Source organism: Bradyrhizobium sp. UFLA05-108, from assembly GCF_059803455.1.
The window spans coordinates 97,190-122,028 of sequence record NZ_JBANAZ010000016.1 but is presented as its reverse complement, the minus strand read 5'-3'; the positions used below and the strand labels follow the sequence as shown (position 1 = coordinate 122,028).

Here is a 24,839-nt window from a genome sequence, read left to right as displayed (position 1 = left end):
AGGCCGAGCAAGAGCTGTTCGATATCGCCGGGTGAGCTCGTTTGGACAGAGATAGCAAGTCACGGGCCGCAACGAACATCCTGATAACAGGTGGGTCGCAAGCCTGGAAACTCTGCGCCGGCTTTCTCTTGACCATCGTCTCGACGCGAAATCTCGCGGCGTCCGACTTCGGCCTGCTTGCCATGTCTGCGACCGCAGCAACGTTCGTCGGGCTCTTCAAGGACCTTGGTGTTGGACAGGCGATCGTTCAGCGCCCGGAAATCACCAAGGGCCAGCTCGATACGCTGTTTTGGCTGTCGGTGATCGCCTCCGCGGCATCTGCTCTCGTTCTGGGGTTGATCGGATATCCGATTGCGCTGCTCTACGATGAGCCGAGGCTCCAACAACTCACCATCGCAATTGCCGGGCTCAGCTTCATCGCGGGCCTTCCAACCGTTCCCGCCGCGCTGCTCGCCAGAGAGAGCCGGTTCAAGGCCTTGGCCATCCTGGATGTCGTAGCGACAACCGCTTCCGTAGCGGCAGGGATCGTCGCCGTGATCATCTTGAGAGATTATTGGGCACTTTACCTGTCCACACTCGTTCTGACGCTCTTTTCGACAGTCGGGATCTGGGCCTGTTCGGCCTATCGTCCTGGATATCCCCACTTGGAAAAAGAGACTCGCCAATTGGCGAGATTTGGCCTGCACGTTTCCGGATTCAATCTGGCCAACTATTTCTCGAGAAACGCGGACAATATTCTCATCGGCAAATTCCGCGGCGGAGACGAGCTCGGCCTGTATGATCGCGCCTATAAGCTGTTGCTGTTTCCGATCATTCAGTTGCACAACCCCATCGGCCAGGTGATTGTCCCTCTGCTTTCGCGCCTTCGTTTCGACAAGGAGAAATATCTGAGCACCTACGAGGATGTTCTTTCGCTGGTCATGCTTGCATGTCAGCCCGGCATCGTCTTCGCCATCCTGCTGTCGGAGCCGCTCTTCAAATTTGTGCTTGGAGAGCATTGGGTGGGTGCAGCCCCGATTTTTTCGTGGCTTGGCCTTGCGGGCCTAATCCAGGTCGCGACCGCGACGGCAACCTGGCTGTTTCTCAGTCAAGGCCGTGGCCGAGAGTACTTCAGGCTCGGCATTTGGACCGCCCTGATCAACGTGACCTCATTCGTCGTTGGCCTTCCCTGGGGCGCCCTCGGGATTGCCATGGCGTATGCGCTGGTGAATTGCGCCATCGTGTTGCCGCTCTACGCGATGTCGGTCGGTCGCACGGGCCCCGTCACAACGAGGAGCTTGATCGAAACGACGGGTCCGCATTGGATCGGTTGTCTCGTGGCAGCGGTCTTCGTTAGGATCTCGACCATCTCGTTGCTGGATGGAAACTCCCTGGCTGGGCTGGCTACACTGCTGGCACTTGCCTATGCCTCATATCTCGTGACCATCATTCTCTTCCCGCGGAAAAGGGCACTCGCAAGACGCGTGTTGCGCAACGGCTATCAGAGGATAGCGACCCAAAGATCCTTCAGCGAAGGATGAAATTGTGCATTTCCGCCAGATGGGCGTCGATCGGGGCCAACGCATGAACGAGGTCGACCTGATGAACGCCGGGGTCGACATCCATGCGACTTGTCTCCACGAGGGACGCTACCCTGGTCGATTCATGGAGTGCCTCGTTACCGAACTCATAGGTGCCCTTTGAGGCGGCAGACTGCGCAAAAACAAATCCGTCGCCTTCCAGGCGCACCACGGTGACGGCCGGTGTGATTGCGGGAGGCCGCGACGCCGGAACCGACGCGAAATCAAAGCCGGCTTTCGGAGGATCGATGACCAGCGTGCCTCCTGTCCCGTCGCTCGAGAGATTGAAGGTCGACTTGGTGTAGTCGCCGACCAGCGAAATATGTGCGGTGTGATTTTGGGCATCGACCACGGTCAACGTGCCGCCGGCCGTGTTGCCCGAAAAGGACGCCGACGTCCCTGCTCCGTACGCGATGTCCTTCAGATCGAGATGGTTGGAATTGGCGGCGGTGCCGTCGCCCGTCAGGTTGATCAGCGTCCCCGTAAATTGCGCCGCATGGTCCAGCACCAGATTGCCCGTCGTAGCCTTGAAGGTGATCGATCCGGAAGCTGCGCCGGACAATTCGAGTGTGGCGCCCGCGTCGATCGTCGCAGCCTGCGTCATATTGCCGAGCTTCAATACGACGTTCCCGGAAATCTCGAGGACGGTCGATGGCGTATTGATCACGCCGTCGCCGTTGAGGTCCTGGTAAAACGCCGTCTCAATCGCCTTGAGCGACGGGTCGGTCGGGGACACCTTGTTCAGCAGGTTCGATAAGTAATTGCCATTGCGGTCGGTGGTCCATACCGAAAATTCGCCGGTGGCCGGAATCTTCCAGGCCACGTCATAGCCGGAGGACGTCTGCTCCACCGCCACCGGCGTCCAGACGCTGAACTGTCCCGACACGACCGCGACACCGCCAGACTTCAACGTCGGTCCGGTGCCGGCCGCCATCGAGACCAAGGAGAAATTCTTGCCGACGGCAACCAGACTGGTCGAACCGGATGCCTCGATCGTCGTCCCTGCAATTGTTGTCGTGGTTGAGGCCTGCGCCGTAGCAGTCGAGGGAACGCCGATCACGCCGTCGCCATTGAGATCCTGGTGAAAGAGGGTCTCACTCGATTCAAGCGTGGGGTCCGTCCCCGACACCTTGTTGAGATAGTTGGATACGAAATTGCCGTTGCTATCGGTGTTCCAGATCGTAAACTGGCCGGTGGCGGCAATCTTCCAGGCGACGAGATAGCCGTTTGACGACGATGCTTCCGCACCAACCGGCGCCCATGGGCCAAGCTGCCCCGCGACAACCGCCGTCCCGCCATTCTTCAAGAGAACCGATGATCCGGCAGTCGACAGGTAGAAATTGCTTCCTACCTTGGTAATCGTTGTCGCACCGGCCGCTTCGATCACTGTACCGACGGCAGCACTGAAGGCGTCCGACTGCTGGCTTAAATTGCCGGCGATGTCGGTTGCCGTCGCTGTGAAGCTGTGCTGGCCTGCCGTGAGCGATCCGGTGGTGACGCTCCAGGCCCCGCTCACCGCCGCCACGCCCGTGCCGAGCAAGGTCGCGCCCTCATACAGCCGGACCGTGCTTCCGGCCTCAGCCGTGCCGGAGACGATCATGCCGTTCGAAGCGGCGGGTATGCCCGAGGTCAGGACAGGTGCAACCGGTGCACGCGTATCGACCATGACGTTCAGCGCGCCCGAGGAAGCGCTGACATTGCCGGCGGCATCCGCGGCCCTGCCGGTAAAGGTGTGGTTGCCATCCATCAATGTTCCGGTCGCAAAGGACCAGGCTCCATTGGCATCAGCAACTGCCGTTCCAATCATCGTCCCGGCGTCGAAGACCTGCACGGTGCTCCCCGCGTCAGCGGTTCCAGTCAAGTTCACCCGGTTGACATTGGTGACTCCATCGCCGACGACATTGCTGTCGGGCGAGAACGACGCCACGTTGGGCGCGGTGGGAGCCACCGTGTCGATGGTGACATTGACCCCGGCCGAGAGCGCGCTGAGATTGCCGACGCCGTCCGCTGCGGCAGCCGCGAAGGCATGTGCGCCGTCGACCAGCGTTCCGGTCGCAAAACTCCAGCTACCATTGCCGTCGGCGACCGTCGTGCCGATCTGATTGGTCCCATCGAACACCTCGACGGTTACACCTGCCTCTGCGTGGCCCGTGAGAATCAGATGATTTGTGTTGACGAGGCCCGCCACGATCGAGCCGCTGTCGTTGGTCGCCGAGATCGTCGGCACGGCGATAGACGTCATCGCCATGGGCGAATTCGTCGCGGAAACGAATGAATAGTCGGCCGACGTCAAGCTGGTGACGCCGGCAATGCGCAGCGTATCTGCTCCACCCGCATAGTGAACGGTCCACACGTCGTTCACGTGGGTCAAATAGGCACCGCCGTCATAGCCTTTCAGGATCAGCTTGTCGTGTTCGGCAGTCGAGCTCGCGGAGACATGAAAATCCGCGATCGTATCGTTGCCGCTGCCCGCGTTGTAAATAAACGTATCGTTTCCGGCTCCACCGTAGAGCCAGTCATTCCCGCCGGCGCCATCGAGGACGTCGTCGCCGCTAGAGCCGGCCATACGGTTTGCCAATTGGTTGCCGACGCCAGCGAACCCGCCTGTCATCAACGTCAGGTTTTCGACGTTGGCGGGCAGCGTGTACGACGTCCAGGCCTCCACGCTGTCGATGCCGCCACCGGAATTCTCAACAATCTTCTGGTTCTTATTGCCGATGACGTAGGTATCGTCGCCGTTCCCGCCAACGAGCGTGTCATCGCTATTCACCGCCGTGAGCTTGTCGTTCGCCGCGGTGCCGTACACCGTGTGGCTGCTCGCCTTCCCGCTGATCCAGGACGTAATCGACCCGCCGACGGGCAGCGTTGCGGGCAGTTGGAAATCGTCGCTGGTGAACGCCGAGACCGTCGTGTTGCGGAACACAAGGGTATCCTGGCTCGTCAGCCTCAGATACACATCGTCTCCGACTTGGCTCATTGCCGCCTGCACGTCGGCGAACGAGGTGAAGGCGAAGCCATTCAACTGGACGACATCGTGACCGGCGCCCGATCCAGGCGAGAAGTCGGTAATGATGTCCGAACCATCGCCGGAGTTGATGACGAAGGTATCGGCGCCGCCACCACCAGTCAGGATATCATTGCCGAGTCCGCCGGTGATGACGTTCGCCGCGGAATTGCCGATGATGATGTTGGACTCGATATTGCCGGTGGCATTGATGGCCGCCGAACCGGTGAGCGTCAGATTCTCGACGTAGCTGGAAAGCGTGTACGTCACCGACGAATTGACCGTATCGACGCCTCCGCCATAGGCTTCGACAACCTTCGCACCCGGATCGGTCACGACATAGGTGTCGTCGCCGGCACCGCCGGTCATGGTATCGGCGCCGCCGGCACCGCGGATCAGGTCATTGCCGGAAGTGCCGGTCAGCGTATCCGCAGCCGCACTTCCCGCGATCGTATTGCTTGGGATGCCACTCGCGAGAAGGGTGTAGTTCGCAAGCGTGTACTCCGGCAATTGATAGGCCTTGATTGAATCGATGGTCATCGAGGCCGTCGATCCCGCAGCGGCGTTGCCTGGCCAGCTCCCGCCCATCGCCAGATTGGCGATCATGTACATCGCCGTATTCATGTCGGCGGGCGTGGCCTGCTGTGCGACCTCCTTCCCGTCCACGAAGAACGTCAGGTCATAAGGCGTCCATTCGAGCGCGAACGTGTGTTCTCCAGTGGTCAGGTTGGCTGTATTTGCCCAACCCCCATTCGCCGCGGGCGCATAAGGTGAGTGAATGGCCCAATGGGACTGGTCAGAATCCTGACCAAAGGCTTCGAGCACATCGATTTCCGTGTTGAGGTTGTTGGTGGTGCTGGGCAGCAGCCAAAACGCCGGCCATGCGCCGCTTGTACTGGGCAGCGTGGCCGTCATCTCGAAATAGCCGTAGGTCTGGGTGAAGCTGTTCTGGGTCGAGATCATGCCCGACGAGAAAATGGCGCTTCCGGTATAAGGCGTGGCACTCGCAGGCAAGGGCTGCGCCGTGATGACAAGGTGGCCATCCTGAATCGAGAACGGATTTAGCCCAAGCGACGTTGATGCCTGAGTTGCCGGCAGCCCGGAAAAGCTGGGATCGACGTACACTTCCTGTTCGCCGGCCAGCCCGTAGCTTGCTGCTCCGCTCCAGGCATAGCTTGTGCGCCAGGTCAGGCTGGGATCCTGCCCCGCGGAGAGCGTGTTGAAGTCGTCGTTGAAGGTCTGGACCAGTCCGGTCAGGGGACTGACGATGTTTATATTGGCGGCCGTGAGATTCTGGAGGCTGGTGTTTTCAAGCGTTATGGTTTCGCCGCTGGGGATCGTCAGGACAAGGTCGGTGCCGACCTGCTTCATGGCCGCCGTGACGTCGGTGAACGTCTTGAAGCCCGTGTTGTTGAGTTGCAGGATGTCACCGCCGGCGCCAGCCTGAAAGTCGGTGACGATGTCGTTTCCGTTGCCTGTGGTCACGACAAAGGTGTCGCGACCGGCCCCACCGGTCAGCACATCGTTGCCCCGCCCGCCGTCAATCATGTTGTCGCCGGCATTGCCGACAATGATGTTGTCGAGATCATTGCCGGTGGCGGGAGAAGGAACGCTATCCGTCAGGACGAGGTTCTCGACGTTCGGCGCATCGAGGAGACTGTATCCATTGATGTTCCAGACACGGATCGTATCGATCCCCTCGCCGGCCTGCTCGACGACCTTGGTGTTGTGGTCGTAGACGTAGTAGGTGTCGTCCCCGGCTCCGCCGATCAGGGTGACGCCCGTGCCGCCGGCCTGGATGCCGTCATTTGTCGCTCCGGTCGTCAGCGTGCTGCCTGCGGGGACAGTACCTGCCCAATTCCACGCCGTTCCGCTTGCCGGCAGCGGATTATCCAGCGCAACATTGTTTGCAACCAAGGTCGAGAGCGCGACATTCTGCAGCGTAAGCGTCTCGGTCGACGACAGAGTTACGACGGTATCGGCGCCTACCTGGCTGGCTGCGGCCACGAATTTGGCAAACGTCGCAAAGCCGTAGTTCTGCACCCGCAACACGTCGCCGCCTGCACCCGCCTGAAAGTCGGTGACGGTATCGGAACCGTACCCTTTCGAGATCACGAAAGTGTCCGAGCCTGCTCCTCCGGTCAGGAGGTCGTTTCCGGTTCCGCCAAACAGGATATCGGCTTCTGCAGTTCCGTTGATAATGGTCATGGTTGAATCGCGCGCCCCTTTGCGCGACACGCAACTATGCCCACAATCAAAAGGGGCTTACGGGATTCCACACAATTTGACGCATGAAGTGAGAATCAGCCGAGGCACCGTAGCGCTACGGACTCACGCGAGGTCGGCGCTGCTTGGCAACCGGCAAGTTCAACCCACGCGCCGTCCCGTCGCTTCAATGGGCGCACGCCGAACACACGCTTGGTTCCAATTCGGGAACCGAGTTATGCGTCCGATATTTGACCGACTTCAGCGCGCGAAATTCCTGGTGCGCACGCTCGTAGAGTTCGCCATCACTATAGCCGGTGGCCCCTCCGCGCGAACCCGGCCGTTCTCGATGCATACCACATGATCCGCATCGCGTACGGATTCCAGGCGATGCGTTATGAGCAGTAAGGTTCGACTCCTGAAGTGCAGCTGGATCGCGCGTCGAATGCTGTCCTCGAGCGTCAGATCGAGCGCGCTCATCGCTTCGTCAAGGATGAGGAATTTTGGATTGCGCACAATCGCGCGTGCAAGACCAAGACGCTGACGCTGACCGCCCGAAAAGCGCAGGCCATGCTGCCCTATCCAGGTGTCGTATTTGTCGGGCAGGGCCTCGACGACCTCTGAAATTCCCGCCACCCGAAGCGCCTGCAGAACCTCCTCTTCGGTGGCGTCGTTCTTGGCCATCCGAACGTTCTCGATCACCGTGCCTTCGATCAGATCGACATCCTGGCCCGCAATCGCGAGCATACCGAGCCAATCCGTCCGGCAAAGGTCTTCGATGGGCCGACCGTCAACCCGTATGACACCCTCGTTGGCCGAATAGAGCCGCAGCAGCAGATTTACGATCGTCGTCTTGCCCGCTCCACTGGCTCCAATGAGCGCAGTGGTTTTCCCCGCCGGAATGTCAAACGAAACATCCGTAAGAGCGGCTTCGCCTCCGGCATCATAGCGGAAAGTCACGTCGCGAAATGAGATGCCTTCGTCCAATGCAGTCACGGCGACGTGCCCGGCCTTGGGGTACTCCTTGTCATCCGTCGACAGCATGTGTCGGATCGACCGAAGCTGAGGCTCGATTTGCGCCATATACAGCAAGTTCCCCTCCAGGTCTCGCATATGCGGCTGCAGTCGATAGAGCAGCGCAACCGCGGTCAAACTCGTCGCAAAGCCGATTCCCCACATGTCTGCGGACGCGATGACGAGAAACAGCACGACAAGATAGCCTACCTCCGTCAGAGGCGAGACCAGGGCGGACAGACGCGCAAGCCGCAGCGCGACCTGTCGCGCCTGTGTCGAAGCCTGCTCGAATCGCCTCTGGTGACTCTCCTCCTGGCCATATGCGCGGATCGTGCGCATACCCTGGAGCGTCATCAGCATGTGCTCCCCCAGTCTTTGATGAACCAGCTTCACGCCGGTGCCCAACTGCTGCATGGGCAACGAAAGATGACGCAATCCGGCCGATACCAGCATCGAGGCAACGATGGCGAGGACGGTCACCTTGATCGAGAGCGCCAACAGAAAGGACGCGAACAGAAAGATCGAACACGAGCTTACGATAATGCGGGTGAGGCTGGCGTATGCTCCAGAAATCACCCATGTCTCAGTTCCCAACACCTCCATGAGATATGCTTCGTCATGGCGTTGAAAGAACGAGTACGAAGTCGAGAGATACTGCAGATGGACGCGGTTGCGTGCGGCTTCATTGATCTGTTCGCCAACACGCGCACTGATGAGTGTGTTGACAAAGGAAAGAGCACCGCGAGCAATGATGAGAAGGAGCAGCACGACGGCAGTTTCGGTCGAGCTGTGAAACCAGTTCGCCGCATACCGGAGCGCCTCGCCCAGCAGGCCGCCGGTAGACGTCGCAAGTTCCACCTGCCCCATGGCGAAATAGAAGAACAGGAGCACGAGGGTGATCCCGACCGTCTCGGCCAACGATGCAGCCAGGCCAAGAACGATCAGCGTCGGCGTCACCCAACGGGGCAGCGGAGCAAGCTTGAGCAGCTTGAACAGTTCGACCAATGCAGCGCTGCGCGCAGCTCTCGATCTTCTCGTATTGTCTGCGTTCTCTGTCATAGCGTTTGATTTGGATCTCCGATCGCAAACGACGACAGGGGATGTCGAACCGCTCTGTGACGCTGATGGCGCCATTTCCACCGTATCTCCGAGACGGTATCTCGTGGCACATCGTGCACGAAAACCCTGAGCGCCAGCATGGGATTCCGTCTGCACAGGAGCCCAAGGATTGAAACGAAGTACCACAACTGACCGCCCGTCAGAGCTCTCCGAAGCAGCCAACGCGCATAGTTTCTGAAGCCCTGATCGAGTAGCGCCGTGCGCCCGGGATGCCGCGTCATGATCTCATCCGCGACCAGCATCCATGACCGGAACATCCGGGTCATGTTGCTCGACATGTTGTTCGGGAGATAGCGATAGCCAATCTGGTACTCGGGCACGACCGCGAAGTGGTACGACTCCGCGACGCGGCAATAGAACAGCAGATCTTCGCAGCCTTCGGCACCCGATGCCCTGAGTCCGCTCTCGAAACCTCGCGCGGCTATGAGCGCTTCCCGGCGAACCAGCGCCGAGCTCCCGTTGCCGATGAAATTTCCCTGACAGAGATAGTCCAGCACCTCGCCCGCATGAAACACCGGATCGGATCTGGCGCTCACGCGACTGTCGACGTCGATCCAATCATACCAGCTGTACACTAGACCAGTCCTTTTTCCCGCATCAAGCAAGACCTGAAGCTGCTGCTCGATCTTGCGGGGCGTCCAGAGATCATCGGCATCAATGAACGCGACGAAGTCCGCGCGCGCCGCCTGCCAGCCGGCATTCCGGGCTGCCGCTACTCCTGCATTACGCTGTTCTACGATTACTATTCGAGAATCCAGATCCAGATGTCGCTGGACGACCGCAACCGTGTCATCCGTGGAGCCGTCGTCCACGACAATGATTTCCAGCTCCCGGTGCGACTGGGATCTGACGCTCCGAAGCGTCTCGTCGATCGTTGCACCGGCATTGAAGGCGGGGATAACCACACTGACCAGGAGCGCACCGATGCTCATTGATATTGCTCCAGGTCGCACGCGAATTTGTCCAGCGTAGAATCGCCTCTGACCTCAATTCGCGGCAGGTCTAATAAATTGTCCTTCAGTGTGGCGGCCCGGCTCACCGTATTGTACAGGGTCCTGTAACCACATTCGGCTGCGAGAAATCCAAGCCGCTGATCAGTGGAGCCAAAAGGAGCAGCAAGCGACGTTATGGGGCGCCCAAGCCATTGCTCCAACTGTGCACGAGATCGCGTCAGTTCCTCGGCGAGATTCCAGGTCGCAAGCTCCTCGCTCCGCGGGTGGCTCGCCAAATGGCTGCCAAAGGCCACGCCCTCGGCGGCAAGCCCGGCAATCCTCGCCGCATCCAGCAGCGAAGCGGGCTCTCCAAACGGTGCATCCCACTCCGCCCGCTTTCCCACGAAGTCGGTCGCAACGAACACCTCTGCCGTGAAATCGTTTGCCTGCAGGATCGGCCATGCATGCTCGGCAAAATCCGCGTACCCGTCGTCGAAGGTGATCAGCACCGGCCTGCCGACGAACGGATGATTGTTGGCCACGAACCAAGCGAGCTGGTCCGAATTGATCGTGTGGTAGCCATTGCGGCGAAGCCACAGCATCTGTTGCCGGAACGCATCGGGAGACAGGCGATACCGCGCCAGTTCACCTGGTCCCTCAAACGCAATTCTGTGGTACATCAGGACCGGGGCGTGCGTGCGTCTTTCGGATTGCGCGACGTCGAACCTGCGCGCGACGGCACCACCCCACACGATGGACCGCGCAACCTCGACATCGATCGGCGCGTTGACGGCCGCAGCTCTTACCTGTGTTTCAGGGATGGATTCGCCCGGGAGTAAACGCCTGAACCGATCGATGCGGTACAGCTCCGTCTCGATCGAGGCCTCCAGCGCAAGTCCGGGCACGCCCCCGATAATCCGCGTAATCGTCTCCGCTCCATACGGACTATCCCAGTCGAGCCCCGTTCGGGCCATGTTGTCCTTCAGCACAAAGGCATGGGCCGCCACGAGGTAACCGCCAGGACGCAGCGCCTGCGCCAATCGCCTCGCGACCGATTCTAGTTCCGCCTCGTCATTAAGGTAGTAAAGGACCTCGGAGCAGATGATCAGATCGATGTCCTGCGGGAGTGGATCGGCGGACAAGTCCAGTTGAGAGAACTCAATGTTCGGATGTCCATTGCATCGGGCACGGGCGCGATCGAGCGCTTTGGTCGAAATATCGGCGGCCTGGAGACGCTTGACCCTGGGAGCCAATTGCTGCGTGAAATGACCTTCCGCGCACGCAAGCTCAAGAGCACGATCCATCGGCCGGTCTGGAAGGAGCTCGAGCTGCCGGTTGTACTTTTCCTGTTCATACGGCGAACCGTAGTTCCAGGGGTCTTCCTGCTTGAAGAGGTCTTCCCAATATTGCCTGCGTACGGTTGCCTGAGACTTCTCGGCGCGCATCCGGCTGCTGGCATCGGGGATGCCTGAAATGATGAGCGGCCGCGCTTGGCGTGAAGCCCGCAAGTTCAACTCACGCAGCCGCGCTTGGTGCGTATCTCGGCCATCGCGCAACAGAGATCGAACCCGTCCGGTTCGCTTGTGGAGTGCGATTTTTGCCTGAACCAGGCTTCCGATGTGGTCTTTGACCTGGAAATGAACGAGGCCATCGGCAGCCAGCTTGATCCAGAAACGGCCGCCGACAGTGCCGAGGGCGCCAATATCGACCAGCGTCAGGATGCGAGAGCCGTCGCAGAGATAGACGTACAATCGATCAATGGTCCCGACCGGCCTGATGGTGCTGACATGACGAAGGTCGACGCGCGTACCGAGCGTCAATGTGAGGACCCTGGGCGCCGAAACGTCGTCATAGTCGAGCACTTTCCGCTCGATTCTGTATTGGCACTTTCGCCCAGCCGCCGGGTCATTCCATGCACGACCGATTGCAGAGATGAGACCGGTTAAGCTCTCCCCGTATTGCGGCCACCGGTCCGCCAGCTTGGCAGGCACCGTTCTCGCACCGACCATGACGGCATCGAGCAGGACAGCCGTGATTTCGTCTGCCGACGTCTCGGTCTTCGGAATGTGGCTGAGCAGTTCCAGCGAAATATCGAAGGCATTCCTGCGGCCGCAATCAAATCCAGCACACCAAAGCGCGAAATGCGCGTACGCCGCGGCAGCGCTGCCATATGCAGTTGATGCTCCCGCTCGATGTGCGGGTGCCGGCTCTTTCACGCGATCATCATTCGAGAATCCGCGCGCAATGACCACCCGCGCGTCGGCCAGCATACGTTTGACGTCCTGCGTCAGCGAACGGTCGCTCGTCCGGTAATAGCTCAATTTCTCATCGACATGGATCCACCTGCCGCCGCAACGCGCGATCCGTTGCCACAGGTCCCAGTCTTCGCACGAGCGGAGGCTTGCCTCAAAGCCGCCGACCTTTTCGACATTGCTTTTTAAGACGAGCACGGCATGGATGAACGTGGCACACGTGCGAGCGAAACGCTCAAACGCACCGTCCTGGATGGTCGGATCGCTGCGAACGGGTGTCTCACTGCCGTCAGGCATGACCCGGCAACTGTTGCAATAGGCGGCCACCGCCGAGTGATCGAGATCCAGCGCAGCATTCATCCGGGCAAGGAAGGATCGATCAATCCAGTCGTCACTATCCAGGAACAGTATTCGTTCGCCGCGCGCGCTTGAAATTCCCCTGTTGCGGGCGCTCGATGCGCCTGCTCCGTCAGACTTCAGAACGCGAACGCGAGAATCGCGTACCGCATGTTCGGCAATGATCGCGGCCGTGCCATCATTCGATCCGTCATCCACGACGAGAGCCTCCCAGTCGGGGAAGCTCTGCGCGAGCAGGCTGTCAAGCGTTTCAGCAATGGTCGCTTCGGCATTGCGGGCTGCAATCACGACGGACGTACACGGATAGGCCGTCATCTTCGAAACCTTCGGCGATGATAGAACAGCAATCCGGCGAGATATCCCGTCACCTCCTCCTTCAGGAAGCGGTCGCGAACGCTGTCTCCCTCCATGACTTTCCGGAGCAGTCGATACAGGTACCAGCGAGGTTTTTGATAGTAGGCCAGACGCCGATTAGCCGAGATCCCCGTTCGCTCATACTGCACCAAAAGTGCCGCCGCATGACCACGCATGTAGTGATAGATCTGGCTGGCCAGGCCATCCATCGTCCTACGGTGAAAATGGAATGCGACCGACGCCGGAGTGTAACGACAGGTGTAGCCACCCGCGAGCAATCGATACCAGTATTCCGAGTCACCCGAGCAGCCCGCCTGACCGACGTCCAGTCGCTCGTCGAAAAGTCCGACGGTTTGAAACACATCGCGCCTGAACGCCATGCTCGCTCCAGCGCCAATGTCCCATGCCGGAAGAACTCGGTCGCTATGCGATCGGAAGACTGTGCCGTCGTAATCCTGTTCGCAGTAGCCCTTGCCAAATCCCCAATACGTCTCGAAGTGCCGTTGCGCCTCGGTTGCAAGCTCCGCCGGAAGCACCAGTCCCGTCACCGCCCCGATCTGGGGAGAGTCAAACGCGCACGTTAGTTGCTCCAGCCAACCCGGGTGAAGCAACACATCGTCGTCCGTATAGGCGACGATATCTCCGGTTGCCCGGAGCGCGCCGGCATTACGCGCAATATCCAGACCGGGTCTATCCTCGCGAACGTAGGTCACTCCCGCGGCCAACGCCACATCCCGCGTCCGCTGATCGCGCGACGCATTGTCCACCACAATAATCTCTCGCGGAGGATGGGTCTGTTGAGGCAGCGACAGCAAGCATCTGCTCAGCTCGTCCGGACGGTCCCGCGTGCAGATCACCACGCTTGCCGAGAGCCGCGCCTTCGTCGGCGTTCGCACCTTGGAGTCGATCGCTGAGATAAGCGCATCGTCGATATGCTCGATCCTGGAGTCCGTCACCCGGCCTTCATGCATCAGAACATGACCAATCGGCTGATTGGCACGCCAAAATACCGTCATGCCTTCGCTCAATGGCGTTTCCGCAACAGCAGAAGCCGACGCCACGGAGACATGCGTCACGCCCCTTCCCAATCCAATGCCTGCAATGAATGGGCTATCGGTCATCTTCGTGCGACGTCATGCCGGCGGGTTGCTATCGCTCCACCTGAGCGCAGTTTCGATAATGAAATCGATCTGGGATTGCCGTGGCCTCCAACCGAGCTCCTGCTCGACTTTGGCAAAGGAGGCGACAAGCGTGGGCGGATCTCCCGGACGGCGCGGGCCGCGGCGGACGATCGGATCGTTTCCGGAGACACGCTTCACGGCCTGTAGCAGTTCAAGCACGCTCGTGCCGATCCCCGTACCGAGATTGAAGACGTGAGTACCGCCACGAGCTGCCAGCATATTGCCTGCGAGAAGGTGGGCCTGCGCCAGGTCACTGACGTGGATATAGTCCCTGATCGCGCTGCCGTCCGGCGTCGGAAAGTCCGTTCCCAAAATGGTGAAAGGTCGATCGGGTCGGCGCACGGCTTCAATCGCAAGCGGAATGGCATGCGTCTCCGGTTCGTGGCGCTCGCCGATCTCGCCGTCCGGATCGCAACCCGCAGCGTTGAAGTAGCGCAGGGAAGCCGACGACATCCCGTACGCGCGACCAAAGTCCTCCAGCATGCGCTCGATGATCATCTTGGACCATCCATAGGGATTGATTGGCGCTTGCGGATGCGTTTCGTCTATCGGGATGCGATTTGGAATTCCGTAACTGGCACACGTGCTGGAAAAGAGGACGCGCGAGCAGCCGGCCGCTCGCATCGCCTCAAGGAGCGCAAGTGTTCCTCTCGTGTTGTTGTCGTAATAGATGGCGGGATCGGCCACGGACTCGCCGACATAAGACAGCGCAGCAAAATGCGCGACGAGGTCCGGCCTGTGGGTTTCCAGCGTCGCGCGCACGCCGGATGAATTGCGAATGTCGCATTCGATCAGCGGTCCCCAGCGGACGGCATCGCGCCAGCCCCGGGAAAGATTGTCCAGCGTCACGACGTTCCAGCCGGCCATCGCAAACGCTTTGCAACAATGCGAGCCGACGTAGCCGGCACCGCCGGTGACAAGAACGGTCTTCTTCATCTCGTTGCGTCCGCCCGCTGGGCATCGATCGCAAGCGCGGAATTACCGAGATTTGTAGGATCGGCGACATCGTCGCGCATCTGCCTTCGCGCCAACAACACTCAACTCCCTGTCACGAAGCACAACCTTGTTGTTGATCTCCCCGATCTGCCAAATTCCAATCAATTCTTATCCAAATGGATTGTGGCCGCATTCGTACCGTGGAACGGACAGTTGCAAAGGCCCGAAACTCTCGCTGCGAGATGCAGCGACTAAGTCAGCAACTACCTCAACAAACCGACGAACTTTCCGACCTCACACGGCGGCCGCGAGTGCTGCCATACTCGCCTTGCGACATCGCTGCGTAACTATTGTCTCGCTGTGGTTTCGTCCGCGGGATAGAATTGCGCTTGATGCGCTTCCGACAGAACCTGCCCTGTCGGTGATTTCGCCAAGGCAGTCCATTCATACAGGCCAGGATTGCACGGACCGAAAGTGTGGATCGTGCCAAATGGCAAAATACCGTTGCTCGGAACCGGAACATCCTGCCCTCCCATTTCTCGAGCGCCTTGCCTCAACGTTAGCGATATCGAGGTGGAACCCGCGGGAACATTGCGCAGATGAATCTCGGGATTTGGGAACAAAGTGACGCAACCGTGCGCACCGCGCCATGAAAAATCCAGCGTCATCGGATCAGCCGATGCGGGACGACACACGGCAAGCAGCCAAGCGAGGACGACAACAATAACTCTCACATACCACTCCAATTCGTGTTCGCTTCCAATCTTCCAGCGATCGGCCGGACAAACTATCCTCGCAAATAGATCGCCCTTTTAAGGCACGATCGGTGAGCACACTCACTTAGTTGCGGCGGCACGAGGAGGCCAAGCCGGGAGGTCACGAGTTGGCCATTCTTCTGGCTGACCGTCCGCTCGTCCTTGGCGTGCATCGAATAACATTCCCGCGCCCGCCCAATGGTTGAAGACAACAACGACAAGTGGCAGCTAACCGTGTCCAGAAAAATCCTGATCGTCATACCCGCTTTGAACGAGGCTTCCCACATCGAGACCGTTGTCCGCAACCTGGCTCGGGACAGTCTGCACGAAGATCGCACAATAGTGGTTGCAGATGGCGGCAGCACCGATGGGACGCCTGACATTGTTCGCTTGCTCGCCAAGGAGATCGACGACGTCCATCTGTTGCGCAATCCCCAGCGGCTGCAGAGCGCCGGCGTCAATCTGGCCGTACGGGGTTATGGCGCTGCGGCGCAGGTGCTGGTGCGGTGTGACGCTCATTGCGAATATCCGGCGGATTATGTTTCGAGTCTCATCGAGACCTTGGACGAGCGCCAGGCCGATTCGGTCGTGGTCCCCATGGACTCGCGTGGTGACAGCTGCCTGCAAAAGGCCGTCGCCTGGGTCTCAGACACAAAGGTCGGATCGGGCGGATCGGCGCATCGCGGCGGAAAGCAAAGCGGCTTTGTCGACCACGGACATCATGCGGCGATGACCATCGATGCGTTCCGCAGGGCCGGCGGCTACGATGAAACCTTCACTCATAATGAAGATGCAGAGTTTGATTGCAGACTGCGTGCAATCGGCGGCCGGATATTTCTCGATTCGGACATCCGCCTTTCATATCGACCGAGGTCGGGTTTTCTGAGCCTGGCGAAGCAGTACTTCAACTACGGTCGCGGTCGATCGAGGACCGTGAGACGGCATCCCGGATCGTTGCGACTGCGCCAGTTCCTGGTGCCCACTCATGTTGCATTGACGTTTTGCGCCATCGCGCTGTCTCCGGTGATGCCGGTGCTGTTGGCATTGCCAGCGGCCTATCTGGCAATTCTGGCGCTGACTGCAATGATGATTGCAGCAAAGCATCGCTCAATCTGCGGGCTGCTTGCGCTGCCGGCCGCTGTCGTGATGCACTTCGCGTGGGCACTTGGCTTTTTCTGGGGCATTCTGTCGATCCGCCAGACCACCTGGCAGATGACGCCGTCAGTTTCGTAAATCCTGCAGAACCTTAACGCTAGCCGGCGCGCCCCCCACACGCCGGCTCGCTTTCGCATAGGCGACTTCAGTCAGGCGGGCAATCGAGGTCCATGTCGGCACGGAGTCGCGCAGATCCAGCATTCCTCGACCCTTGGAGTTTCGATAGTCGGGGTCGCGAATCAAGCGTTCGAGCGATCGAGACAATGCCGCCGGATCATCTGGAGGAACGAGCGTTCCCTCTGCCTGATCGCTCAGCCATTCCGAAAACGTTCCAAGGTTCGACGCCACAATCGGACGTCCCGCCGCAATCGCCAGCATCAGCACACCCGATGCGTCGATGTCCCGGTACGGAAAAGCCAGGATGTCAGCGCGCGCGACCAGGGAGGTCACTTCATTTTCCGGGACAAAACGCAGGTCGAACTCGACATGGTCTTCGAGCTCCAGGTCCTTCACCATCGCAAACAGCGGCTCCATCGGCATTTCTGGCCAGCCCACGACCTTCACCACGCAATGCGCCCTGACCTCGCGGGGAAGCAGCGCAAGCGCGCGGAGCATGACGTCGACGCCCTTGTAGGGCTTTATCTTGCCGAACAGGAGTATTTGAACGCGCCCGCCCGCTGCCGAAGACTCGTCGGCCCGTCTGGCGATATGATCCGTGAGCAATCCGTGCGCGATAACGGATATCTTCTCGTCCGGGATGCCGACGCGCAGCAGGCGATCGCGTGCAACGGTCGTATGAACGATGAGATGGTCGAAACAATGCAGAATCCCGAGCGCGCCAATTCGCTGTATCCGCGAGCTCGGATTGTTATTGAACGGATTCGAATCGTGAACGGTCAAGACCGTTGGCGCGACCCTCCTGAACTTGGGGATGAACTGGCTGTCAACGATTGCCAGCGGCGCCCACTGGAAATGGATCACGTCAGGCGGCCTTCTCCTGAAGCGCCTGATTAGCCGTGTCATTGATTCCGCGTGACTGAGGCCCTTCAACCCCAGCTGCACGCTGCGCGGAAGTCTCTTGAAAAAACGCGATTGCAATCCCGGATAAAAATGCCGGTCAAGAAACAGTTCCTCATCCACGGAGGGCTTCTGTCCAAGCTGGCGGCCGACAATGCTGGCTGCATGCCCAATATCGGTCAATCCTTTGGCTAATTTGAGATCATACGGCCACGTAAACAGTGAGGGATCGATCAGAGAAATTTTCATGCGATTGCCTTACCGACCATGCTTTGCGGACCGTGAAATTACTTCTGGCTCATCAAGACATGGATTGATAGCCTCTCGTGACATCCGCGAACTTCGTGAGCGACACACGTTGAAGATCAGCATCGTCATAACGGTCTACAACTACGAACGATATGTCGGATTGGCGATCGACAGCGCATTGAATCAAACGCGTCCAGCGGATGAAATTGTTGTCGTCGACGACGGCTCGATCGACGGTTCCCGTCAGATTATCGCCGGCTATGGCGACAGGATTCGAGCCATATTTCAGGCTAATCAAGGCAACATCGCAGCATTCGAGGTTGGTTATCGCGAAGCGACAGGCGACGTGCTGCTCTTCCTCGATGCGGATGATATCCTGCTGTCGACGGCGGTGGAACACGTCGCTGCGCGCTGGCGCGAGGGTGTTTCGAAGCTTCAATTCAATCTGGAAATCATCGATGGCGCCGGCAAGCAACTTGGACGCTCGTTTTGTGCGTTTCCCAAGTCCTACGCGCCAGACGACGTGCACGCAGAATTTATCCGGTGGGGAACATACACCTGGCCGGTCATGTCGGGAAACGCGTATTCCCGAGAGTTTCTTCGCCAGGTCATCCCTCTCAATCCACCTGTTGGATACGATGGGGCTCTCAACACGATCGCGCCTCTCTACGGGAACGTGGTCACGGTGCAGGAAACCCTGGGGCAATATCGGCTTCATGGCAGAAATATCAGCCGGAATGACGCGAAGGGCCGCGCGCAGCGCTTTCCCGATTTCCCCAGGCAGATCGGGTTCCGTGTCGCCGAGTTCGATATCTTGAAGGCGCATTGCGACAGGAAGTCGATGCACGTGCAAGCTGCACGGCCGATCGACAACGAGATCGTCTTCGTGAACTATCGCCTCGCGTCGCGCAAATTGGGACTGAGGTATGTTGGCCAGGATGCGGACTCCTCGAGTTCGCTCGTGCGCCGTGGAATATGGCTTGCCCTGACCAGGACGACCCAGTGGCGCGCCGCCGCCTCTCATATCGTCTGGTTCTCCGCGTTGTTCCTGAGCCCCTCCTGGCTTGCGTACCGGCTGATCATGCTCCGGTTCAACCGGGCGGAGCTCCTGAGGCCGCTTCTGCGGTTCGGCAGCGTCATTCGCCGTAAGCACGCCTGAGTGCGCAACGGCGCAACGGCGACCCGCCTCGTCAGATCTCGCTGCAGGCCCTCGAGGCGCCGATCACACGCTTTCGATGGCGCGAATTGTCTCGCGCATTGGCCCGTGAAGAGTCGTTAAGCCGGCAAGGCGGCTGCGAATCCGCTTATCGGACTGGCGAAGACGAATATTTTCCGACAGGCGCAGAACATATTCCTTTGATTTCCACGCAAACCATGCCGCTCTGTCGATCGCGGTCGGCTCGCGGACCGAATCTGCCGCCTTTGCAATCGACGACGTCATCGTCAGTTCAAGGCACGGGAAAGGAAATAAGGCGTAATTGTAAAGGCCGTTTGCCCAGAACCGGTCCATCTCCCAGTCGACGGGTCGATGGATCGTCGTCACGCTGTCGATGAATCGACGCGCGGCGCGGCTGGAGATCAGATAGGCCTGGGTTCCCATCGGTGCACGCTCAAACCGCACCAGTTCCCGCTGATCCAGCCAGGCAACATGCTTGCACTGCGCCATGTGCCGTCCATACAGCCGGAGATAGCCGATCTCGGCAGCCTTGCAGATATCCGGAAGTGATCGAAAGCCGAATCCAGCATCGAGAACGACGTCGTCTTCCATCACAAGAGTCCACGAATCCTCCGAGTCCGACTCCGCCAGTTGCGCCATGATGCTCATATGGCTTGCTGCACAGCCGATCTCGGCTCGAGAAAGGCCCCTGCCCCAAAAGCGAATGGCCAGCGCTTCATCATATTGCGGAAGTCCCTGGGCCGGCACACGCAGGGCATCGAAGAAGGACCACGGAATATCAAGCGCATCCAGGTTTTCAGTTGCGCGCTGGCGGCGATGGGAACCGGCCAAACTAATCGCCATAATTCTGAGATTGCTGCCCATTGCTTGATCAGTCCGACGCTGTCGACTTGGAACCGTTTGCACACGACCCTCGGAACGATTAGCGCGAACTTGTCGGTGCTGACAAGGACGCGTCACGCATCTGAAGGCCGCCATGCTGTGGGCCATGTTTTCATGTTCCTACTCGGTCAGCACGACCAAATTCGCGGCTACGCTACGGCGGTCCGCATTCGCAGCACCTTGGAGCGAACCAAAGATCCTCACGTCAGAGTGAATAGATAGGTCGCGAGAGTCGCAATGGTCTCAAGCCAAGAGAGGCGTGGATGCTATCAAAGCGTCGAACCAACGGTACCATGGCAATACTGTTCGTCGCATCGTTGGTCGTCGCCGGCGCAGCACTTTATTTGGCCTTGAACCGCGAAGGCTTGCGACATTGGCTGCAATCCATGCCGCCCTTCAATCGAAGCAATCAGGTCGTTGGCGGCGCCGTCGTCGGCCAAAATGGCACTGGGTTGTATGAGGGCTATACGCTGTCCTGGGGCGATGATTTTGACAATCTCGATATCGTTGGTCCTCGAAATCCCCGCGGAAAATTCTTCCCGACCGGTGCCTATCATCCGGGCATCCGCGGCAATACCACGTCGCTAGGGACAGCCTTCGATGCCGACCCGCTTGCGACGGGCTACAAAGACCGCAACCGCGGCGTCGCGGTCGGTTTCGACAACATGTCGGTTTCCCACTCGGTGCTGCGGCTGGGAGCGCGCATGGCAACAGAGCGCGAGCAGGCATTCCTAACGCCGACCGATCGGTCCATCAACGGGGGCGTCCGTCCGCATCTCTCCGCAATGATCCATACGGCGGGAGCATTTGCATACTACCCGACCACCAACGCAGTCATTGTCGAGATGCGTGCCCGGTTCAGCTCCAGGCTTACAAATCCGGCCGGCTTTCATCCGACATTCTGGACTTATTCGGTCGCCCCCGTGCTCAATCCAACCGGCAACGAGTGGGATCTGGAGTGCAACTCTCAAGGCATGCATTTCAGCAATATCGTCCACACGTCGGGGGCAATCTCGACCGACAACAGCGCCGGACCATTCGACTACATGGACGACACGTTTCACGTGTTCAGCTTTGTCTTTCGGAACGGGGGGAACACCCAATTCTATGTCGACGGCGCACTTCGGGCCCAATTTGTCGGCGTCGACTCGAATACCAAGAGCATGCCTTCATATGTTCTTCTGACGTCACATATCTTCAACAGTACGTTCGCGGGCGAGGCGTATAACGCCGAGGCATGGGCCGGCTCGACGACTGGGGCCTATCTCGATATCGACTGGATCCGCGGCTGGCGGACGGCAGGCGTCAAGCATTGGAAGCCGCTGGTTTCGGTCGCAGACCTTAATGTCGACTACGACGGCAACGGCAAGGTTGTGCTGCCGAGCCCCATGGCTCTCTGGGGTGATGCGAGCGTTACGGAATTCGTCCAGGTCTTGCCCTATGACAGCTCCGAACCGGGCATGTCGGAGCAAACGACGTTCACGCAATTTCCGGAAGGAATTTCGTACGACGCGGCCTTGCGCACGATCAGGGCAGACTTCACCACCGGCACGGGCAATGCCGGGCGGTCGCACGTCATCGTATATGGCTATAAGCCCGACGGCTCGACGATGGAGCCTCTGCGATTCTCCATCAATCGCGGCCCAAACGTGACGACCGGTCCCCTTTCGGCCACCACGGGCGGTGGCTACCGCCACGATGTCTATGGTGACTGCGACGTCGGCGTCATGACGCCGAAGGTCTTGTCCGTCAAAGGACTACCGCAGGGTCTTTCCTTTAACGCTTCCACCGGGCTCATCGCCGGCACACCAACGGCAACAGGGGTCGGCAACCTGACAATCTCCTGCACAAACAACGCGGGCCAGACAACAACGAGAGCGGCCACACTAGCCGTCGACGCGCACGATCCGGCGAGCCACCCGGACGGAGGATGATGCTTGACCGTCACCCTTGATCCGCCGGAACCCGACTGCTCTTGCAGATATCCAGAAAGGTTGCGACGGCCTCATCCACACTTCTGCTCAATGGCCGGCCCAGCTTTTCGAACGGCTTGCTCCAGGCGTCGACGAACGTGCTGATCTTGCCATAATTGTTGTCAAGGACCGAGTGCGGCACATTCAACAACACGCAGAAGATGTGCGTGTGAAGCCGGTCCGTGATCACATAGGCCGACGATCCAACTTGCTTCATTCCGCGGGCCACCCGGTTCAACGCCAAAAGATGAAACCACCGAATACGCAAGTCGAGCTCGGACGGCATCCTGCCCTTGAACAGGCGAAGAGATGTTTCGAGCAGCGCCTGAAGCAAGAGCCACTTTCCCAAGCCTCGCTGTTCCGTAAGCCAGTCCTCGACGACTGCAAAGCTCGGGAGCGGGCGAGATCGCTTCTGCTCCCCCTTCTCGTGATCGGTTCGGAGCAGCAGCAACAATTTCCTAGTAATCTCCGCTCGTGAGCTCTGCGACCCAAGGCAGAATGCCATGTCCGGACAGAGATCGACGGCGGCTGTGAATTCCTTTCTCGCGATGTCCAGGCTTTGCAGGTCGCGGACCAGGATCCGGAACTTTTTGTGGGAGTTGATGATTTCCGCGGCGCGTTTGAGACTTGCCTTCGTGGAGAAGTGAATGGTTTGCGGTAACTGGATGATCTGGCGATCCGGAAACTCCGACAGAAGTCTGAGCCGGAACTCCTGATGACTTGGCCACAGGTCGCCGAAATTTCCCCCACCATGGATCAGGATAGGTCCGGCAGGAACGGCTCTCTCAAAGTCTTCCTTTGCCCAGGTGTCGTAGGTGCACACGTAGGACGGTGCCCTGCCCAGCTTCTGCTGCAAATAGGTCTCTTCACCCAACCAAATGGCGCTGTCGCCCACATTCGGATGGTTGGGGAAATCCACCAGCGCAAAGTTCTCGACGCCCTCCAGATGAGGCCCGATGACCTTGTCGATCTCGCTCTGCAATTCTGCAATGAGTGTACGAGAATCCTTCATTGGAGTTTCTATGGGACTTTCGGCCATCGTCCTTAACTCTTCGGCGCCGTCGGTCACATCACAGCATCGAACGGCTTCCGATGCATCGCCAACATTTCGCATTCGACAAATCCACCTCTGCGATTGCGCGAGACACTCGCTACGGGAGAGCGAACGACGAATCTGCGTGCAGCAAGCGAGACCGCTGGACAGTTTGCGCTGCCGTGCTCCCCGCGTCACGCATCAGATTCGAACTTTCACGCTCAGCCGGCGTCTGCCTCTATCACTCTCTCGTGTCCCCGCCGGTGCCGCCCCGCCGATCCAGAAGCCGCCCCGGTTCCAAAATACCGAATTGGTCGGCCTGGCAACCGAAGGGAAGACTCGGCAACACTGCGAGTAGCGATAACACCGCACATATTCATGACAAAAATCGACTCTATTGACGTCTTAAGGCAGGCAAATGTGTTCGTTGCAACGAACATGGGCAACGAGTGCACGGGAATGCCGCTTCCTGCAGCACTCACGCGGATTCGTTAGCGAGCTTCCGCGACCGTTGACTCGCAATCACGGCCGTCCCCTACTCCGTCGCCTGCCGGCTTTCGCTGAGATATGCCTGATAGGCGAGCTTGAGCCCATCCTCGAGCGAGGTCTTGGCCTGCCAACCCAATTGCATCAATCGGCTGACGTCTAGCAATTTGCGCGGGGTGCCGTCAGGGCGCGAGGTGTCATAGCTGATCTCGCCGGAATAGCCGACGGTCGCCGCGACCACGCGCGCGAATTCGGCGATGGTAATATCCACCCCTGTGCCGATGTTGACGAGCTCGTCGCTCGAATAGGTCTTCATCAGGTGGATACAGGCGTCCGCCAGATCGTCGACGAAGAGAAATTCGCGCCGCGGCGTGCCGGTGCCCCACACCGCGACGTTCTTCGCCCCCGATATCTTGGCCTCGTGGAAGCGTCGGATCAACGCGGCGACGACATGGCTGTATTCCGGATGATAATTGTCGCCGCGACCATAGAGGTTTGTCGGCATCACGCTGATGAAGTTCGAGCCGTACTGGCTGCGATAGGCCTCTACCATCTTGATGCCGGCGATCTTGGCGATTGCATAGGGTTCGTTGGTCGACTCCAGCGCGCCGGTCAGCATCGACTCTTCGCGCAGCGGCTGGGCGGCAAGTTTGGGGTAGATGCAGGACGAGCCGAAGAACATCAGCTTCTCGCATCGATTGACGTGCGCGGCGTGGATCACGTTGGTTGCGATTACCAGATTGTCGTAGAGGAACTCGGCGCGCAGCGTATTGTTCGCGACAATGCCACCGACCTTGGCAGCGCCAAGGAACACTACCTGCGGACGCTTTGCAGCGAACCATCTGTCGACGGCGGCCTGCTCACGCAGGTCGACCTCGCTCCGCGACACCGTCAGCAGCTCGACATCTTCCTCCGCAAGCCGCCGCACCAGCGCGGAGCCGACCATGCCGCGATGCCCGGCGACGAAAACGGTCTTGCCGGCCAGCTCAAACGGAGTGCTTGCCATTGGCAATCTCCCGCCTGGCCTCGCGTAAATCGCCCGCAACCATTTGCTTGACCAGTTGCGCGAACGGGGCCCTGGATTTCCAGCCCAGCTTCTCGTGCGCCTTGCTGGGATCGCCGATCGGGAGATCGACTTCGGTGGGGCGGAGATAAGTCGGGTCGATCCGCACGATGACCTTCCCTGAGCGTTCATTCAT

The 24,839-nt window shown here is 59.3% G+C and carries 15 protein-coding genes; 4 read left to right on the top strand and 11 right to left on the bottom strand.

The genetic code is table 11. From position 1 onward, the window contains the following. Window positions 1-41 precede the first annotated feature (41 nt). Complete coding sequence (locus SO140_RS14665; RefSeq protein WP_498540551.1) at window positions 42-1,520, top strand: lipopolysaccharide biosynthesis protein; 1,479 nt, start codon at window positions 42-44, stop codon at window positions 1,518-1,520. Here the strand turns inward: SO140_RS14665 and SO140_RS14660 are convergent. The 6 genes from SO140_RS14660 to galE all read right to left on the bottom strand — a co-directional run bounded on the left by SO140_RS14660 (window position 1,507) and on the right by galE (window position 14,913). Further along, window positions 1,507-6,771 carry an Ig-like domain-containing protein gene (locus SO140_RS14660; RefSeq protein ID WP_498542759.1) on the bottom strand — a complete coding sequence of 1,755 codons (5,265 nt, stop codon included), beginning with the start codon at window positions 6,769-6,771 and terminating at the stop codon, window positions 1,507-1,509. The two genes, SO140_RS14665 and SO140_RS14660, sit on opposite strands and share 14 nt — an antisense overlap. A 258-nt stretch (window positions 6,772-7,029) precedes the next feature. After that, window positions 7,030-8,787: an ABC transporter ATP-binding protein gene (locus SO140_RS14655; RefSeq protein WP_449380557.1), complete on the bottom strand. Its 1,758-nt coding sequence runs from the start codon at window positions 8,785-8,787 to the stop codon at window positions 7,030-7,032. 50 nt (window positions 8,788-8,837) lie between these two features. Then, a complete protein-coding gene (locus SO140_RS14650) occupies window positions 8,838-9,833 on the bottom strand; it encodes a glycosyltransferase family 2 protein (RefSeq protein ID WP_498542758.1) in 996 nt (331 codons plus the stop codon). After that, window positions 9,830-12,757, bottom strand: a complete 2,928-nt coding sequence (locus SO140_RS14645) for a trifunctional glycosyltransferase/class I SAM-dependent methyltransferase/polysaccharide deacetylase (RefSeq protein ID WP_498542757.1) — start codon at window positions 12,755-12,757, stop codon at window positions 9,830-9,832. The genes SO140_RS14650 and SO140_RS14645 overlap by 4 nt, the downstream gene beginning before the upstream one ends. Next, window positions 12,754-13,872, bottom strand: a complete 1,119-nt coding sequence (locus tag SO140_RS14640; protein ID WP_498542756.1) for a glycosyltransferase family 2 protein — start codon at window positions 13,870-13,872, stop codon at window positions 12,754-12,756. Before SO140_RS14640 ends, SO140_RS14645 begins: the two co-directional genes overlap by 4 nt. Window positions 13,873-13,929: 57 nt before the next feature. After that, complete coding sequence (gene galE, locus SO140_RS14635) at window positions 13,930-14,913, bottom strand: UDP-glucose 4-epimerase GalE (protein WP_449380561.1); 984 nt, start codon at window positions 14,911-14,913, stop codon at window positions 13,930-13,932. 953 nt (window positions 14,914-15,866) lie between these two features. Here galE and SO140_RS14630 point away from each other — a divergent pair. After that, on the top strand, window positions 15,867-16,901 hold the full coding sequence (locus SO140_RS14630; protein ID WP_498542755.1) for a glycosyltransferase family 2 protein: 1,035 nt from the start codon (window positions 15,867-15,869) through the stop codon (window positions 16,899-16,901). Here SO140_RS14630 and SO140_RS14625 read toward each other — a convergent pair. Next, window positions 16,890-18,089: a glycosyltransferase gene (locus SO140_RS14625; RefSeq protein ID WP_498542754.1), complete on the bottom strand. Its 1,200-nt coding sequence runs from the start codon at window positions 18,087-18,089 to the stop codon at window positions 16,890-16,892. The genes SO140_RS14630 and SO140_RS14625 overlap by 12 nt on opposite strands. Window positions 18,090-18,198: 109 nt before the next feature. On the opposite strand from SO140_RS14625, the gene SO140_RS14620 reads away from it, so the two are divergent. Then, a complete protein-coding gene (locus SO140_RS14620) occupies window positions 18,199-19,248 on the top strand; it encodes a glycosyltransferase family 2 protein (RefSeq protein WP_498542753.1) in 1,050 nt (349 codons plus the stop codon). A 63-nt stretch (window positions 19,249-19,311) separates the two neighbouring features. On the opposite strand, the gene SO140_RS14615 is transcribed toward SO140_RS14620, so the two are convergent. Further along, window positions 19,312-20,130 carry a glycosyltransferase family 25 protein gene (locus tag SO140_RS14615; protein WP_498542752.1) on the bottom strand — a complete coding sequence of 273 codons (819 nt, stop codon included), beginning with the start codon at window positions 20,128-20,130 and terminating at the stop codon, window positions 19,312-19,314. A 311-nt stretch (window positions 20,131-20,441) separates the two neighbouring features. Between SO140_RS14615 and SO140_RS14610 the strand changes: the two genes are divergently transcribed. After that, window positions 20,442-22,082, top strand: coding sequence for a putative Ig domain-containing protein (locus SO140_RS14610; RefSeq protein WP_498542751.1), 1,641 nt, complete (start codon window positions 20,442-20,444; stop codon window positions 22,080-22,082). Between the two features lie 10 nt (window positions 22,083-22,092). Here the strand turns inward: SO140_RS14610 and SO140_RS14605 are convergent, their stop codons facing one another. From SO140_RS14605 to SO140_RS14595, 3 genes are all read right to left on the bottom strand, one after another. Then, window positions 22,093-23,235: a polysaccharide pyruvyl transferase family protein gene (locus SO140_RS14605; RefSeq protein ID WP_498542750.1), complete on the bottom strand. Its 1,143-nt coding sequence runs from the start codon at window positions 23,233-23,235 to the stop codon at window positions 22,093-22,095. Window positions 23,236-23,689: 454 nt separating this feature from the next. Further along, window positions 23,690-24,646 carry a GDP-L-fucose synthase gene (gene fcl, locus SO140_RS14600; RefSeq protein WP_498542749.1) on the bottom strand — a complete coding sequence of 319 codons (957 nt, stop codon included), beginning with the start codon at window positions 24,644-24,646 and terminating at the stop codon, window positions 23,690-23,692. Then, a complete protein-coding gene (locus SO140_RS14595; RefSeq protein ID WP_498542748.1) occupies window positions 24,627-24,839 on the bottom strand; it encodes a GDP-mannose 4,6-dehydratase in 213 nt (70 codons plus the stop codon). Before SO140_RS14595 ends, fcl begins: the two co-directional genes overlap by 20 nt.

Coding starts and splice junctions, on each gene's coding strand:
- SO140_RS14660 (WP_498542759.1), bottom strand. CDS start 6,771: ATGACCATTATCAACGGAACTGCAGAAGCCGATATCCTGTTTGGCGGA.
- SO140_RS14650 (WP_498542758.1), bottom strand. CDS start 9,833: ATGAGCATCGGTGCGCTCCTGGTCAGTGTGGTTATCCCCGCCTTCAAT.
- SO140_RS14645 (WP_498542757.1), bottom strand. CDS start 12,757: ATGACGGCCTATCCGTGTACGTCCGTCGTGATTGCAGCCCGCAATGCC.
- galE (WP_449380561.1), bottom strand. CDS start 14,913: ATGAAGAAGACCGTTCTTGTCACCGGCGGTGCCGGCTACGTCGGCTCG.
- SO140_RS14630 (WP_498542755.1), top strand. CDS start 15,867: ATGGTTGAAGACAACAACGACAAGTGGCAGCTAACCGTGTCCAGAAAA.
- SO140_RS14625 (WP_498542754.1), bottom strand. CDS start 18,089: ATGAAAATTTCTCTGATCGATCCCTCACTGTTTACGTGGCCGTATGAT.
- SO140_RS14615 (WP_498542752.1), bottom strand. CDS start 20,130: ATGGGCAGCAATCTCAGAATTATGGCGATTAGTTTGGCCGGTTCCCAT.
- SO140_RS14610 (WP_498542751.1), top strand. CDS start 20,442: ATGGCAATACTGTTCGTCGCATCGTTGGTCGTCGCCGGCGCAGCACTT.
- SO140_RS14605 (WP_498542750.1), bottom strand. CDS start 23,235: ATGCGAAATGTTGGCGATGCATCGGAAGCCGTTCGATGCTGTGATGTG.
- fcl (WP_498542749.1), bottom strand. CDS start 24,646: ATGGCAAGCACTCCGTTTGAGCTGGCCGGCAAGACCGTTTTCGTCGCC.
- SO140_RS14595 (WP_498542748.1), bottom strand. CDS start 24,839: ATGAATGAACGCTCAGGGAAGGTCATCGTGCGGATCGACCCGACTTAT.